Origin of the sequence: Citrobacter sp. CF971 (genome assembly GCF_006385635.1) — a bacterium.
Classification (GTDB): Bacteria; Pseudomonadota; Gammaproteobacteria; order Enterobacterales; family Enterobacteriaceae; genus Citrobacter; species Citrobacter freundii.
The window spans coordinates 4,394,469-4,410,109 of the sequence record NZ_CP041051.1; the positions used below are offsets into that span (position 1 = coordinate 4,394,469).

Genomic DNA, 15,641 nt, shown 5'->3' on the forward strand with positions numbered 1-15,641 from the left:
CGCAGATTGCCGGATGTCGGCTTTACCTTATCCGGCCTACGGAGGGTTAGATCCCCGGCTGCACCCATGGCGTACCCAGCGCCGAGCCTTGCACGCCGTGCTCGTTAAGGTACTTATCCAGTTCAACCATCCCAGTCCAGCGATTTTCACACCATAGCGGTGCTAACAGCGTTGGGCGACGCGCGCTGGCGGAAATGCGATGATAAATCACCTCTGGCGGCGTATGGCGGATCATCTCCCCGGCGGTAACCGTATAATCGTCCAGTTCAATTCCGTTCAGCCGCCCGGCTTCCCAGGCTTTCGCCATCGTACTGCCTTTCACAATATGCAGCGGATGCAGCTTAATACCGTCAACACCCGTCTCCACCACACGCTCCATGGTTTGTAGGCATTCTGCCTGCCCTTCTCCCGGCAGACCGACAATCAGGTGCGAACAGACTTTCAGCCCGCGTTCACGCGCCAGTCGCGTGGTGTTCTGGTAGCAGGCAAAATCATGACCGCGGTTAATACGGTGCAGGGTTTTGTCATGTGCGGTTTGCAGACCAAGTTCCAGCCATACCTCATAACCCAGGTCTTTATACTCGCAAAGCAGATCGAGTACCGCATCCGGCACGCAGTCGGGGCGCGTCCCAACGCATAACCCGACGATACTGGCCTGGCTGACCGCCTGCTGATACATCGACCGCAGCACCTGTACTTCAGCAAAGGTGCTGGTATAGGCCTGGAAATAGGCCAGATAGCGTCTGGCGCGATTGACCAACTGCGCCTGATGCTCAAGCTGCTCGGCAATGGAATGATGCTGCTGAGTTTCATCGGCAAACGAGGCGACATTACAGAAAGTACATCCGCCACGTCCGATGGTGCCATCACGATTTGGACAGCTAAAGCCGCCGTGCAGCGTGAGTTTATGAACCTTTTGCCCATAACGGCGAGAAAGATCCCCACCAAACATATTGACTAATTTCTGTAACTGCATAATCTGGTAGACCGCGCCTTGAAAAGAGGCCAAAGCCTGCCATTTTTTGTCCCAGTCGGCGATGACCTGGATCAATCGCCCTGGCGAGCCTTTATTTATTGCATAACAAATCAAAATAATTGAAATTTCATTCACTCAAAATCTAATTACTTTTCCTTATATTCAGCGGTTTTTTTTATCTTCTTATACTCTGAGCGTAAAAACAGTATCTTTAAGACGCCTGAACTCTAAAAACCAGCATAAAATGCCAGTCATCTCGATAAATAAAGGGAGGACGAGGGATATCCAGCCTTTCTGACAGTGAGACAGATCACACTTCCAGGGGGATTCCTCTTAGGTTAAATCAATGTAAAAAATCCTTTTATTTCAACATTTTCATAAAGTTAATTGCCCTATAGCACATTTTTGCATAAATAAGATTGCCATTTGACCTGTGTGTGGATTCCCGATAACTTGGAAATCCGCTGGAAGCTTTCTGGATGAGCAGTCTGCTCATCATATTTATGCAGTAATTGAGATTCCCTCTGAAGCAAGTCCTCAAACTTGTTTGACCTGTGCGAAAAGGATAAAGAGGGCGAATGCGAGGTAAGCGTATGACACGCAAACCCCGTCGCCATGCTCTTGGTGTGCCCGTGCGCAACGGTCCAGATGGGAATCCCTCAGAGCCTGGGGAGGTTCACTGATATGTTGTACGATAAATCCCTTGAGAGGGATAACTGTGGTTTCGGCCTGATCGCCCACATAGAAGGCGAACCTAGCCACAAGGTAGTGCGTACCGCCATACACGCACTGGCCCGAATGCAGCACCGTGGCGCAATTCTTGCCGATGGAAAAACCGGCGATGGTTGCGGCCTGCTGTTACAAAAACCTGACCGCTTTTTCCGCATCGTGGCGCAAGAGCGCGGCTGGCGTTTAGCCAAAAACTACGCCGTCGGCATGATCTTTTTAAATAAAGACCCTGAGCTGGCTGCGGCTTCTCGTCGCATTGTTGAAGAAGAATTACAGCAGGAAACCCTGTCGATTGTCGGCTGGCGCGACGTGCCGACCAACGAAGGTGTTCTCGGTGAAATTGCGCTCTCCTCCCTGCCTCGTATCGAGCAAATTTTTGTTAACGCCCCTGCGGGCTGGCGTCCGCGTGATATGGAGCGTCGCCTGTTCATCGCGCGTCGTCGTATCGAAAAACGCCTCCTGCAAGACAAAGATTTCTACGTCTGTAGCTTGTCGAATCTGGTCAATATCTATAAAGGTCTGTGTATGCCGGCGGATCTGCCGCGCTTCTACCTGGACCTGGCAGACCTGCGTCTGGAATCGGCCATCTGCCTGTTCCATCAGCGCTTCTCCACCAACACCGTACCGCGCTGGCCGCTGGCGCAGCCGTTCCGCTATCTGGCGCACAACGGTGAAATCAACACCATCACCGGCAACCGCCAGTGGGCTCGCGCCCGTACTTATAAGTTCCAGACGCCACTGATCCCTGACCTGCACGACGCCGCGCCGTTTGTTAACGAAACCGGCTCAGACTCCAGTTCGATGGATAACATGCTGGAACTGCTGCTGGCAGGCGGGATGGACATCATCCGCGCCATGCGCTTACTGGTTCCACCGGCATGGCAGAACAACCCTGATATGGATCCGGAGCTGCGCGCGTTCTTTGACTTCAACTCCATGCACATGGAACCGTGGGACGGTCCGGCGGGCATCGTCATGTCCGACGGCCGCTTTGCCGCCTGTAACCTTGACCGTAACGGCTTGCGTCCGGCACGCTACGTCATCACCAAAGACAAGCTGATTACTTGCGCCTCTGAAGTCGGGATCTGGGATTATCAGCCGGATGAAGTGGTAGAGAAAGGCCGCGTCGGCCCTGGCGAGCTGATGGTTATCGATACCCGCAGCGGGCGTATTCTGCACTCAGCCGAAACCGATGATGACCTGAAAAGCCGTCACCCATACAAAGAGTGGATGGAGAAAAACGTCCGCCGCCTGGTACCGTTCGAAGACCTGGCTGACGATCAGGTCGGCAGCCGTGAACTGGACGATGACACCCTCGCCAGCTATCAGAAACAGTTTAACTACAGCGCTGAAGAGCTGGATTCCGTGATCCGCGTGCTCGGCGAAAATGGCCAGGAAGCGGTCGGTTCAATGGGTGACGATACCCCGTTTGCCGTACTCTCCAGCCAGCCGCGCATCATTTATGACTACTTCCGCCAGCAGTTCGCGCAGGTCACCAACCCGCCGATCGACCCGCTGCGTGAAGCGCACGTTATGTCGCTGGCCACCAGCATCGGTCGTGAGATGAACGTCTTCTGCGAAGCCGAAGGTCAGGCACACCGCCTGAGCTTTAAATCGCCGATCCTGCTGTACTCCGATTTCACCCAGCTCACCACCATGAAAGAGGAGCATTATCGCGCTGACCGTCTGGATATCACCTTCGACGCGACCGAAACTACGCTCGAAGAGACCGTCAAAGCATTGTGCGATAAGGCGGAACAGATGGTGCGCAACGGCACGGTACTGCTGGTACTCTCTGACCGCAACATCGCTAAAAATCGTCTGCCGGTTCCGGCGCCGATGGCCGTGGGCGCAGTGCAAACGCGTCTGGTAGAACAAAGCCTGCGCTGCGACGCCAACATCATCGTTGAAACCGCCAGTGCCCGCGATCCGCACCATTTTGCCGTCCTGCTCGGTTTTGGCGCGACGGCAATCTATCCGTATCTCGCGTATGAAACATTGGGACGTCTGATCGACACTCAGGCGATTGCCAAAGATTACCGAACCGTGATGCTGAACTACCGTAACGGCATCAATAAAGGTCTGTACAAAATCATGTCCAAGATGGGCATCTCGACCATTGCCTCCTACCGCTGCTCGAAGCTGTTTGAAGCCGTTGGTCTGCACGATGATGTGGTTGCGTTGTGCTTCCAGGGCGTGGTCAGCCGTATTAGCGGTGCAGGGTTTACCGACTTCCAGCAGGATCTGCTGAACCTCTCCAAACATGCATGGCTGGCGCGTAAACCTATCAGCCAGGGCGGTTTGCTGAAGTACGTCCACGGCGGCGAATACCACGCCTACAACCCGGACGTGGTACGCACTCTGCAGAAGGCGGTACAAAGCGGCGAGTACAGCGACTATCAGGAATACGCCAAGCTGGTTAATGAGCGTCCGGCGGCCACGCTGCGCGATCTGCTGGCGATTACGCCTGGCGATGAAGCCGTAAGCATTAGCGAAGTAGAACCCGCGACCGAACTGTTTAAACGCTTTGATACCGCCGCCATGTCTATCGGCGCATTAAGCCCCGAAGCACACGAAGCGCTGGCCGAAGCCATGAACAGCATCGGCGGCAACTCGAACTCCGGTGAAGGCGGCGAAGACCCGGCGCGCTACGGCACCAATAAAGTGTCACGCATTAAGCAGGTTGCTTCCGGTCGCTTTGGCGTAACCCCGGCATACCTGGTCAATGCCGATGTCATTCAGATTAAAGTCGCTCAGGGCGCGAAACCTGGCGAAGGCGGTCAGTTACCAGGTGATAAAGTCACCCCGTACATCGCCAAACTACGCTATTCCGTACCGGGCGTGACGCTGATCTCCCCGCCGCCGCACCACGATATCTACTCTATCGAGGATTTAGCGCAGCTGATTTTCGACCTGAAACAGGTCAACCCGAAGGCGATGATCTCGGTGAAGCTGGTTTCCGAACCAGGCGTTGGTACCATCGCCACTGGCGTAGCGAAAGCCTATGCGGATCTGATCACCATTGCTGGCTACGATGGCGGCACAGGCGCAAGCCCGCTCTCATCAGTGAAATATGCGGGCTGCCCGTGGGAACTAGGCCTGGTGGAAACCCAGCAGGCGCTGGTGGCTAACGGTCTGCGTCACAAGATTCGTCTGCAGGTCGATGGCGGTCTGAAAACCGGCGTCGATATCATTAAAGCGGCAATTCTGGGTGCAGAAAGCTTTGGCTTCGGTACCGGCCCGATGGTGGCGCTGGGCTGTAAATATCTGCGTATTTGCCACCTGAACAACTGCGCAACCGGTGTTGCAACTCAGGATGAGAAACTGCGTAAGAACCACTATCACGGCCTGCCGTTCAAAGTGACCAACTACTTTGAATTTATCGCCCGTGAAGTGCGCGAGCTGATGGCCTCGCTGGGCGTTACCCGCCTGGTGGATCTGATTGGTCGCACCGACCTGCTCAAAGAGCTGGATGGCTTCACCGCCAAGCAGCAGAAGCTGGAGCTGTCTCGTCTGCTGGAAACCGCCGAACCGCATCCTGGTAAAGCGCTGCATTGCACCGAGAACAACCCGCCGTTTGATAATGGCGTGCTGAACGCCCAGCTGTTACAGCAGGCGAAGCCGTTTGTCGACGAGCGCCAGAGCAAAACCTTCTGGTTCGATATCCGCAACACCGACCGTTCCGTCGGCGCATCGCTGTCGGGCTATATCGCTCAGACGCATGGCGATCAGGGGCTGGCGTCTGACCCGATCAAAGCGCACTTCAGCGGTACTGCAGGCCAGAGCTTTGGCGTGTGGAACGCGGGCGGCGTGGAGCTGTATCTGACCGGCGATGCCAACGACTATGTCGGTAAAGGCATGGCGGGTGGTCTGCTGGCAGTGCGTCCTCCGGTTGGCTCTGCTTTCCGTAGCCATGAGGCGAGCATCATCGGTAACACCTGCCTGTATGGCGCCACCGGTGGTCGCCTGTTTGCTGCGGGTCGTGCGGGTGAGCGCTTTGCAGTGCGTAACTCCGGCGCAATCACCGTGGTTGAAGGTATTGGCGACAACGGCTGTGAATACATGACCGGCGGCATCGTCTGTATTCTCGGCAAAACCGGCGTTAACTTCGGCGCGGGCATGACCGGCGGATTCGCCTACGTGCTCGACGAAGACGGTGAATTCCGCAAACGCGTAAACCCGGAACTGGTCGAAGTGCTGAGCGTGGACTCGCTGGCGATCCACGAAGAGCACCTGCGTGGCCTGATTACCGAGCACGTACAGCATACCGGTTCTTCTCACGGCGAAGAGATCCTGGCGAACTGGCCAGCATTCTCGGCGAAATTCGCGCTGGTAAAACCAAAATCCAGTGATGTGAAAGCACTGTTGGGTCACCGTAGTCGTAGCGCAGCAGAGCTGCGTGTGCAGGCGCAGTAAGGGGTAGCAGCAATGAGTCAGAACGTATACCAATTTATCGACCTGCAGCGTGTTGATCCGCCGAAGAAGCCGCTGAAGATCCGTAAGATCGAATTTATCGAGATCTACGAGCCGTTTTCTGAAGGTCAGGCCAAAGCACAGGCAGATCGCTGCCTGTCCTGCGGTAACCCGTACTGCGAGTGGAAGTGTCCGGTGCATAACTACATCCCGAACTGGCTGAAGTTGGCGAATGAGGGACGTATTTTTGAAGCGGCAGAGCTTTCGCACCAGACCAACACCTTGCCGGAAGTCTGTGGCCGTGTATGCCCGCAGGATCGACTGTGTGAAGGATCCTGTACGCTGAACGATGAGTTTGGCGCGGTAACTATCGGCAATATTGAGCGCTATATCAACGATAAAGCGTTCGAGATGGGCTGGCGTCCGGATATGACCGGCGTTCGCCAGACGGACAAGCGCGTGGCGATTATCGGTGCGGGGCCAGCGGGCCTGGCCTGTGCTGATGTGCTGACCCGCAACGGCGTAAAGGCGGTGGTATTTGACCGTCACCCGGAAATCGGCGGCTTGCTGACCTTCGGTATCCCAGCCTTCAAGCTGGAAAAAGAGGTCATGACCCGTCGCCGTGAAATCTTCACCGGCATGGGCATTGAGTTCAAACTCAACGTGGAAGTAGGCCGTGACGTACAGCTCAATGATTTGCTGAAGGATTACGACGCCGTGTTCCTTGGCGTAGGAACCTATCAGTCGATGCGCGGCGGGCTGGAAAACGAAGACGCTGATGGCGTGTTTGATGCCCTGCCGTTCCTGATTGCCAATACCAAACAGTTGATGGGCTTTGGCGAAAGCAGCAATGAGCCATATATCAGCATGGAAGGCAAACGTGTCGTCGTGCTCGGCGGTGGCGATACCGCCATGGACTGCGTGCGCACCTCCGTACGTCAGGAAGCATCGCACGTTATCTGCGCCTATCGTCGCGATGAAGAGAACATGCCGGGTTCGAAACGCGAAGTGAAAAACGCGCGCGAAGAAGGCGTCGAGTTCCAGTTCAACGTCCAGCCTTTAGGTGTGGAAGTGAATGCCAACGGGAAAGTGTGCGGCGTGAAAATGGCGCGTACTGAAATGGGCGAACCGGATGCGAAGGGGCGTCGCCGTGCGGAGATCGTCGCTGGCTCCGAGCACGTTGTTCCGGCTGATGCCGTGGTCCTGGCGTTTGGTTTCCGCCCACATAGCATGGAATGGTTGAAAGAGCACAGCGTCGAACTGGATTCACAGGGGCGCATTATTGCCCCGGAACGTAGCGACAACGCTTTCCAGACCAGCAACCCGAAAATCTTCGCCGGTGGCGACATCGTGCGCGGTTCGGATCTGGTGGTCACCGCGATTGCCGAAGGTCGTAAAGCGGCAGACGGGATTCTGAATTACCTGGAAGTGTAAAAGAGCCTTCTCTGGCCCCTGTTCACGTTTGTCGACAGGGGCTTTTTTTCTCCGTATTTCTCCACCATTCTTTGAAAGCTACTCGCAATTAAGACTGCAAGTCTTTGTAATTAGTAGAATGTGGATTGACCACTTCAGCACCCGGGCGTATTGATCGCGGAATATTTTTACACCGTAACTTTCACGAAAGGGATGAAGTATGACCACGCCGACGTCACTTCAGGATGCAGATGACTATCAGCAAATCCATAACGGAATTGTTCGACTACTGGACACCGCGCGGACAGAAACTGTCCGTAGTATCAATGCACTAATGACGGCGACCTACTGGGAAATTGGTCGACGAATTGTTGAATTTGAGCAAGGTGGTGAATCCCGGGCAGCCTATGGCGCTCAGCTTATTGAACGGTTGTCAGTGGATCTAAACCAACGCTATAAACGGGGGTTTTCCATGGTAAACATACGGCAAATGCGTATGTTTTATCTTTATTTTCAACAAATTGAGATTCAGCAGACACTGTCTGGTGAATCTCAAAATCTCATACAACTCGCCAAAACATTCCCACTACCCTGGTCGGCGTATGTCCGCCTCTTGTCTGTTAAAAATGCCGATGCCCGCACTTTTTATGAGAAAGAGACTCTCCGTAACGGCTGGTCAGTACGGCAGCTCAATCGACAAATTGCCACTCAGTTTTATGAGCGGACGCTGTTGTCCCGCGACAAATCCGCCATGTTGCAGAAGGCAGTCCCGACGGAGCCTGAAGTCTTGCCTGAAAAGGCCATCCGCGATCCGTTCATTCTGGAGTTTCTTGGCCTCAAGGATGAGTATTCAGAATCGGATCTTGAAGAGGCGCTGATCAATCACCTGATGGACTTTATGCTGGAGCTCGGCGACGATTTTGCTTTTGTTGGCCGTCAGCGTCGATTGCGCATTGACGATAACTGGTTCCGCGTCGATCTGCTGTTCTTTCATCGTCGTTTACGCTGCCTGTTGCTCGTTGATCTAAAAGTAGGCAAATTCAGCTATGCGGATGCCGGGCAGATGAATATGTATCTGAACTATGCCAAAGAACATTGGACGATGCCGGGGGAAAATCCGCCAGTCGGGCTGATTCTGTGCGCAGGAAAAGGGGCGGGGGAAGCGCACTACGCGTTGAACGGCCTACCGAATACCATCCAGGCGAGCGAGTACAAAGTACAGCTACCTGATGAAAAATTACTTGCAGACGAGCTCATTCGTTCACAAACCATGCTGGGAACTCAACTCACAGACGCGGGTTAACTGTCGACCAAGGAAAATCAACGCAATCATCAACACCATAAATAATAACCATGTAAAGATTATACGTAATCGTTTGCTTTATTCTGAGAACTGTATATTATGCGGCGGATTTTTTGGGCAAAATTCATGGAGGCGTTGTGTCGCAGGACAACAATTATAGCCAGGGCCCCGTCCCTCTGGCGGCGCGGAAAGGCGTGGTTCCACTAACATTTGTTATGTTGGGGCTTACATTTTTTTCCGCCAGTATGTGGACCGGTGGCACACTCGGTACCGGTCTTTCCTATAATGATTTCTTCCTGGCAGTTCTCTTCGGTAATCTTCTCCTCGGTATTTACACTGCATTTCTCGGTTTTATCGGCGCAAAAACAGGGCTCTCAACCCACCTTCTGGCGCGTTACTCATTTGGTTTGAAAGGTTCATGGCTTCCCTCACTGTTGTTAGGCGGTACGCAGGTAGGCTGGTTTGGCGTGGGTGTGGCTATGTTTGCTATCCCGGTGGGCAAAGCGACGGGAATTGACGTCAATATCCTGATTGCGGTTTCTGGTCTGTTGATGACCCTGACCATCTTTTTTGGCATCTCGGCGCTGACAGTTTTATCTATCATCGCCGTGCCTGCCATCGTCGTTCTTGGCAGCTACTCCGTCTGGCTGGCGGTGAGTGATGTCGGCGGTTTAGACCATTTAAAAGCGATAGTGCCGCAGACGCCGCTGAATTTCTCCACCGCCCTGGCGCTGGTGGTCGGTTCGTTTGTCAGCGCAGGAACATTAACCGCCGACTTCGTTCGCTTTGGTCGCAACGCCAAAGGCGCGGTGCTGATTGCCATGGTGGCGTTTTTCCTTGGCAACTCCTTGATGTTCATCTTCGGCGCTGCGGGCGCGGCTGCGGTTGGACAGGCGGATATCTCTGACGTGATGATTGCCCAGGGACTGCTGCTGCCCGCGATTGTAGTGCTCGGTCTGAACATCTGGACGACTAACGACAATGCGCTGTATGCCTCAGGTCTGGGATTTGCCAATATTACCGGCCTTTCCAGCCGTACGCTGTCGGTGGCTAACGGTATTATCGGCACATTGTGTGCGCTATGGCTTTACAATAACTTTGTCGGTTGGCTGACTTTTCTGTCGGCAGCAATTCCCCCGATTGGCGGGGTGATCATCGCCGACTATCTGCTGAACCATCGTCGCTATGCCGACTTCAGCAAAGCGCAATTTATTTCCGTAAACTGGATAGCGATCCTGTCCGTTGCATTGGGCATTGCCGCAGGTCACTATATTCCCGGTATTGTGCCCGTCAACGCCGTACTTGGCGGCGTATTCAGCTATATCCTGCTGAATCCACTTTTCAATCGCAGCCTTGCTAAATCACCAGAGGTCAGCCATGCAGAATAATAACATCACCCTTCGTCAGGCACGTTTACAGGGACGCGAAGGATTGTGGCAGCTCACGATTGAAAACGGGCGCTTCAGCCGGATTGAGCCACAGGACACCGCCACGTTACCGCTGGGCGAAGTGCTTGATGCCGAAGGCGGCCTGGCCATTCCACCGTTCGTTGAGCCACATATCCATCTGGACACCACGCAAACTGCAGGCGAGCCGAGCTGGAACCAGTCTGGAACGTTATTTGAAGGCATTGAGCGTTGGGCCGAACGTAAGGCAATGCTCACGCACGAAGACGTCAAAGCGCGCGCCATGCAGACGCTGAAGTGGCAGATGGCCAACGGCATCCAGTATGTCCGCACGCACGTTGACGTTTCCGATCCAACGCTGACTGCACTGAAAGCCATGCTGGAGGTGAAGCAAGAAGTCGCGCCGTGGGTAGAGCTGCAAATTGTCGCCTTCCCGCAAGAGGGCATTCTTTCTTACCCCAACGGTGAAGCGCTATTAGAGGAAGCCGTGCGTTTGGGCGCAGACGTCATTGGCGCGATCCCCCACTTTGAATTTACGCGTGAATATGGCGTTGAGTCTCTGCACAAAATTTTCGCTCTGGCGCAGAAATACGATCGGCTTATCGATGTGCACTGCGACGAAATTGACGATGAGCAGTCACGCTTTGTTGAAACCGTCGCGGCGCTGGCGCATCGTGACAATATGGGCGAACGCGTGACCGCCAGCCATACCACGGCAATGCATTCCTATAACGGCGCGTATGCTTCCCGCCTCTTTCGCCTGTTGAAAATGTCCGGCATTAACTTTGTCGCGAACCCACTGGTAAATATTCACCTGCAAGGGCGCTTTGATACGTATCCTAAACGTCGCGGCGTAACGCGCGTCAAAGAGATGCTGGAAGCGGAGATCAACGTCTGCTTCGGCCATGATGACGTCTTCGACCCATGGTATCCGCTGGGCACCGCCAATATGCTGCAGGTACTGCATATGGGATTACATGTGTGTCAGCTGATGGGATACGGACAGATCAACGATGGGCTGAACCTGGTTACCACCCACAGTGCGAAAACCCTGCACCTGCAGGATTACGGTCTGAACGTGGGAAACTCCGGAAATCTGGTGATTTTAGCGGCAGAAAATGGGTTTGACGCGGTTCGTCGCCAGACGCCTGCCCGTTATTCCATTCGTCACGGGCGAGTCATTGCTGAGACAGTGCCAAGCCAGACCACGCTGCATCTGACGCAGCCGGAAGCAGTGACGTTTAAGCGCTAAGTTGTTCTATCCAGTGTCGGATGGCGCAAGCCTTGCCATCCGACACGGTCTCTCATCGTCAGGCTTGTAATAAGCTGGCGCGCACCTTGATCACGACCTTTTTGATTTCCCCCGGCCCTCCCACCATACAGCCCGGTTTATGCGGCTCGCCCGGCATAAAAATCGCAAATCTTCCCGGCTTCAGTACGATCGCCTGCTCATCGGCAATCTCGCTGCACAACTGATAGTCATCCTCAACATGCATCTCATCGCACTGGCGAGCAGAATCGGTCATCCCGAACAGAATACGTTCTTCGCCGGACAACAGCACCTGAATATCAATGTACTGCTGATGAAGTTCCGCTTTCTTTTGCTCTGGGCTCTGCGTCGCAAACTGCATGACATTCATAAAAATAGTATCGCCCTGCAACGCGTAGCGCCCTGGCGTTTTCTCCTGCGGATTCGCCGCAATGGCAAGCGTTAATGCCTGCTGTAAGACCGGATGTAATCCGGCAGAAGGCAGTGAACGCAACTCATCTGATATCATCATCATTCTCCCAGGGCCAACAGCGCGGCCCCCAGTAATCCAGCGTCATGGCGGTAATGCGCCGCCAGTAATTCCACGTGATAGGCCAAGGGCTCTTGTGCCAGATAATGTTCCACCAGCGCCAGATATCCTTCAGCCAGCCCAACGCTGCCGCCAATCACCACAATCTGGCAATCGGTCGTGGCCTTCACATCGCCGATAAGCCTTGCCAAAGTACGCGCCGAGCGATGGATCAACCTGCTTGCCTGCTCATCTCCTTGCCCGGCGCGGCTAAAAATGGTTTTGGCGTCGCATCCAGCAAGCGTACCTTCGGCTGCAGCCGCGATCCCTCGACCGGAAGCAATCGCCTCGACGCAGCCCACACGTCCGCAGCCGCAGGCCGGTCCATTGGGATCCGCCAGCGTATGTCCTAAGTGTCCAGCCAGACCACCAGACCCGGTGAGTAATTTGCCGTTGCTGATCACGCCGCCGCCGACGCCTGTCGACACGGTGATAAACACCATGTCGCTTATCTCATCCGCCATAGCGTGGTATTCCGCCCAGGCCGCAGCCTGTGCGTCATTGACTGCCAGCGTCGGCAGGCCGGTGATTTGTTCCAGCGTTTGTGTCAGCGGAAAATGCATCAACCCGCCAAGGTTATGCGGATTCAGCGCCAGTAAAGCCCCCTCACGGATAATCCCCGTCGAGGCGATCGCCACCCGATTAGCACGCCCCTGTAGCGGTGCAACCAGTGCTTGCAGCGCAGCGCGCAGCGCCTCCGGCGTTTTGCTGGCGGGCGTCGGCAATTCACGCCGCTCGCGAATTTGCAGATTACTGTCTAACAGCGCGGCAGCCAGTTTGGTACCGCCGATATCAATTGCCAATGTGGTCATGACACCGCCTTCTGCATCGCGGTGATACGCTTTTTATCCCGTTGCTCAAGTAACGACATACTTCTTCCCTTACGCTAATTGCCCGGTTCAACACCGGGCAATGGGATTAACTTTTGGATTTCACCATGGTGCTTTTGTCACCGCCGAACGGTACAGCCCCGCTAAACGGTCGACCATCAATGGCATCATGCGTACGCAACGCTTCAGGACGCAGCCAGCGCTGTACGCGGGACGGCATATCGAGACCAATCAGCAGGATCACCACAAATGTCAGACCGAAAGAGAGCGATCCCAGCGCCGTGCCCAGATCCAGACGTTGGGCAATCAGCGCGCCGATGATCGGTGCCAGAGCCCCACCCAGTGCGCCCACGTTATAGGTGAAGCCCAGGCCCGCCGCACGCTGGTCGGTATCGAAATAGCCGCCAATCAATTTTGGTAAGATCCCGGAGATCCCTTGGCCGAGCATTTGCTGGAAAAACAGCAGCAAACCCAGTACCCAGACGTTTGAACCGCCTATCGCAAACACCGGAATAATCAGCAACTGCGAGGCCAGCAAACTGCAGACATAGGCTTTACGCGTACCCAGCCAGTCGCCAAGAAAACCGCCGACGCAACAACCGACCGCCGCACCAAAACCGCTAAAGAAGAGCACTCTGGCCACCGTGGAAGGATCGTACAGCAGTTCGGTTTTCAGATAGGTTGGCAACAGTGCCTGAATCGGCCACGAGTACAGGAAGGCGAATAGTACGACCACCATCAGCATGACGCCCGTCGGCCAGCGCTTCCCGCTGCTTTGCACCATAAAGCTAATGAAAATAAACGCACATATCAGGCCGAGGACCGCCACGATAGCCGCATTTTGCAGGTCGCCAGCAAAGCAGAACCACAGCGCGGTTGCAGCGGCGATCGTCATCAGAATATTAATTACCCGATGCTCGCCCCGGTAGAGAATATCCACCATCGTGCGCACTGGCGCTTTGCCTTCGTGTTTCTCTTTCCAGTCTTCCGCTTCCGGAATATTTTTACGCAGCCACAGGGCGAAGATAATTGGCAGGATGCCGATGAAGAACAGCGCACGCCACCCCCAGACCGGAACCACCAGGCTGTAGACCTGCGCGGCGATCACCGCGCCAACAGAGAAACCGGAAATCAGGAAGCCACTGGCTTTATTTCGCAGGTGTTTAGGCCAACTTTCAATAACATAGGTTGCACTGGAGCCGTACTCACCCGCCATTCCCATACCGATAACCAGACGGGCGATAAACATGGTGGTGTAGCCCGGCGCGAAGCCGCAGGCCAGCGTCCCCACGGAGAACAGAATGATGCTGGTGACCATTGCCAGACGGCGTCCGTAACGGTCGCCCATCGCCCCCAGCATTAACCCGCCAAACCAACGGGAGATAAAGGCGGCCGAGATCAGGCTGGCGGCCTGCACCGTCGTCAGTCCGAATTCGCCCTGCACTTCTGTCAGCACCAGGGCGATTAACACAAAATCGAAACCATCAAGCAAATATCCCAGCCAGGCGGCGGAAAATGCCCGCCATTGTGCCCGATTGAGATGGCGATACCACGGGATGCTCTGGGTAGAAATACTCATTTTACTCTCCCGACGATCTTTGTTGTTGTGCCGGGTGGTGGCTTTGCCTTACCCGGCTTACGGTCGAAAAATCCAGGCCGGGCAAGCGAAGCGCCCCCGGCGACCCGCGATTACGCCTTTTCCGCCAGCAGTTGGTTTGCCAGCGCTTTCAGTTCCGGCAGATAGCGTTCATCTACCGGAGCAAAGGGTTTACGGCACAGTGGAACAGAAACCACATCCATATAGTGCAGTACTGTTTTCAGGCCGCGGAACACGCCAACCTTAATAAGCAGATCGATAACCTTATTGCACTCGGTTTGCAGCTTTTGCGCCGTGCGAATGTCACCTTCTTTGAGCGCTTTCACAATTCCCTGATAACGCCATCCCATGATGTTGTAAGTGCTACCGATACCTCCATCTGCGCCTGCTAGCAGTCCAGAAGCGAAGATCTCGTCATAACCGTTATAAAGCACCAGATCGGGATGAGCGCGGCGGATCTGTTCCATCTGATAGAGATCGCCCGAAGTTTGCTTCAGTGCGCCAACGCCCGGCAACGTCACCAGCGTGTTGATCTGATCCAGCGTCAGTTTTACGCCGCTCAGCGCCGGGATGTTATAGACCACCATCGGCAATCCATTCGCTGAATCAATAATTGCGCGGTAGTGATCGCAGTGCTCTTCAAAGCTGAACGGATAGTAAAACGGCGTGACAGCGGAGACAGCATCAAAGCCGTAACGATGCGCGGCGCTCGCCAGTTGCTGGCTTTCTTCCGTACTGACCGTGCCAACATGGGCAATTAACGTCACTTTGCCTTTCGCTTCTTCAGCAACGATTTCCAGCACCTGCTCTCTTTCAGCGCGGTTTTGGACAAAGGCCTCACCCGTTGAGCCACCGACATACAGCCCATCGATCCCCTGCCCAATGTTGAAACGCACCAGACGGCGCAGGCTCTCGATGTCCAGTTTCTGTTGGTTATCGAATGGAGTTAACAACGCTGGCATTACGCCTTTTAAATTTCTTGCCATAACGACCTCTGACGATGATTAGTGTTATCTGACTGCATACCTTTATACCTGTTATACCAGATCAAATAAGCAGCAATACAATAGAGAACGCTTATAGTGCGATCTACCTCACTAAACACTTCATCCTTCGAGCCGCCTCTGCGTTGGCTG

The 15,641-nt window shown here is 54.6% G+C and carries 10 protein-coding genes; 5 read left to right on the forward strand and 5 right to left on the reverse strand.

All coding sequences use genetic code 11. The features are described 5' to 3' along the window. Window positions 1-46 precede the first annotated feature (46 nt). Complete coding sequence (locus E6P06_RS24770; RefSeq protein ID WP_003839924.1) at window positions 47-976, reverse strand: TIGR01212 family radical SAM protein; 930 nt, start codon at window positions 974-976, stop codon at window positions 47-49. A gap of 684 nt (window positions 977-1,660) precedes the next feature. Here E6P06_RS24770 and gltB point away from each other — a divergent pair. From gltB to E6P06_RS24795, 5 genes are all read left to right on the forward strand, one after another. After that, complete coding sequence (gene gltB, locus E6P06_RS24775) at window positions 1,661-6,121, forward strand: glutamate synthase large subunit (RefSeq protein ID WP_139935815.1); 4,461 nt, start codon at window positions 1,661-1,663, stop codon at window positions 6,119-6,121. Window positions 6,122-6,133: 12 nt separating this feature from the next. Further along, window positions 6,134-7,552 carry a glutamate synthase small subunit gene (locus E6P06_RS24780; protein ID WP_003025096.1) on the forward strand — a complete coding sequence of 473 codons (1,419 nt, stop codon included), beginning with the start codon at window positions 6,134-6,136 and terminating at the stop codon, window positions 7,550-7,552. 199 nt (window positions 7,553-7,751) lie between these two features. Further along, window positions 7,752-8,834: a YhcG family protein gene (locus tag E6P06_RS24785; RefSeq protein WP_003844834.1), complete on the forward strand. Its 1,083-nt coding sequence runs from the start codon at window positions 7,752-7,754 to the stop codon at window positions 8,832-8,834. 137 nt (window positions 8,835-8,971) lie between these two features. Then, the gene (gene codB / locus E6P06_RS24790) at window positions 8,972-10,222 is read left to right on the forward strand and encodes a cytosine permease (RefSeq protein WP_003844832.1); all 1,251 of its coding nucleotides are present in this window, start codon (window positions 8,972-8,974) and stop codon (window positions 10,220-10,222) included. Continuing rightward, the gene (locus E6P06_RS24795) at window positions 10,212-11,492 is read left to right on the forward strand and encodes a cytosine deaminase (protein ID WP_049015922.1); all 1,281 of its coding nucleotides are present in this window, start codon (window positions 10,212-10,214) and stop codon (window positions 11,490-11,492) included. The genes codB and E6P06_RS24795 overlap by 11 nt, the downstream gene beginning before the upstream one ends. Window positions 11,493-11,550: 58 nt before the next feature. Here the strand turns inward: E6P06_RS24795 and nanQ are convergent, their stop codons facing one another. The 4 genes from nanQ to nanA form a co-directional block, all read right to left on the reverse strand. Continuing rightward, on the reverse strand, window positions 11,551-12,018 hold the full coding sequence (gene nanQ, locus E6P06_RS24800; protein ID WP_003025108.1) for an N-acetylneuraminate anomerase: 468 nt from the start codon (window positions 12,016-12,018) through the stop codon (window positions 11,551-11,553). Window positions 12,019-12,020: 2 nt separating this feature from the next. Continuing rightward, window positions 12,021-12,890, reverse strand: coding sequence for an N-acetylmannosamine kinase (gene nanK, locus E6P06_RS24805; RefSeq protein ID WP_139935816.1), 870 nt, complete (start codon window positions 12,888-12,890; stop codon window positions 12,021-12,023). Between the two features lie 106 nt (window positions 12,891-12,996). Further along, the gene (locus tag E6P06_RS24810; RefSeq protein WP_139935817.1) at window positions 12,997-14,487 is read right to left on the reverse strand and encodes an MFS transporter; all 1,491 of its coding nucleotides are present in this window, start codon (window positions 14,485-14,487) and stop codon (window positions 12,997-12,999) included. Window positions 14,488-14,597: 110 nt separating this feature from the next. Continuing rightward, window positions 14,598-15,491 (reverse strand): N-acetylneuraminate lyase, encoded by an 894-nt coding sequence (gene nanA / locus E6P06_RS24815; protein WP_016151064.1) that lies wholly within the window; start codon window positions 15,489-15,491, stop codon window positions 14,598-14,600. Between the last annotated feature and the right edge of the window lie 150 nt (window positions 15,492-15,641).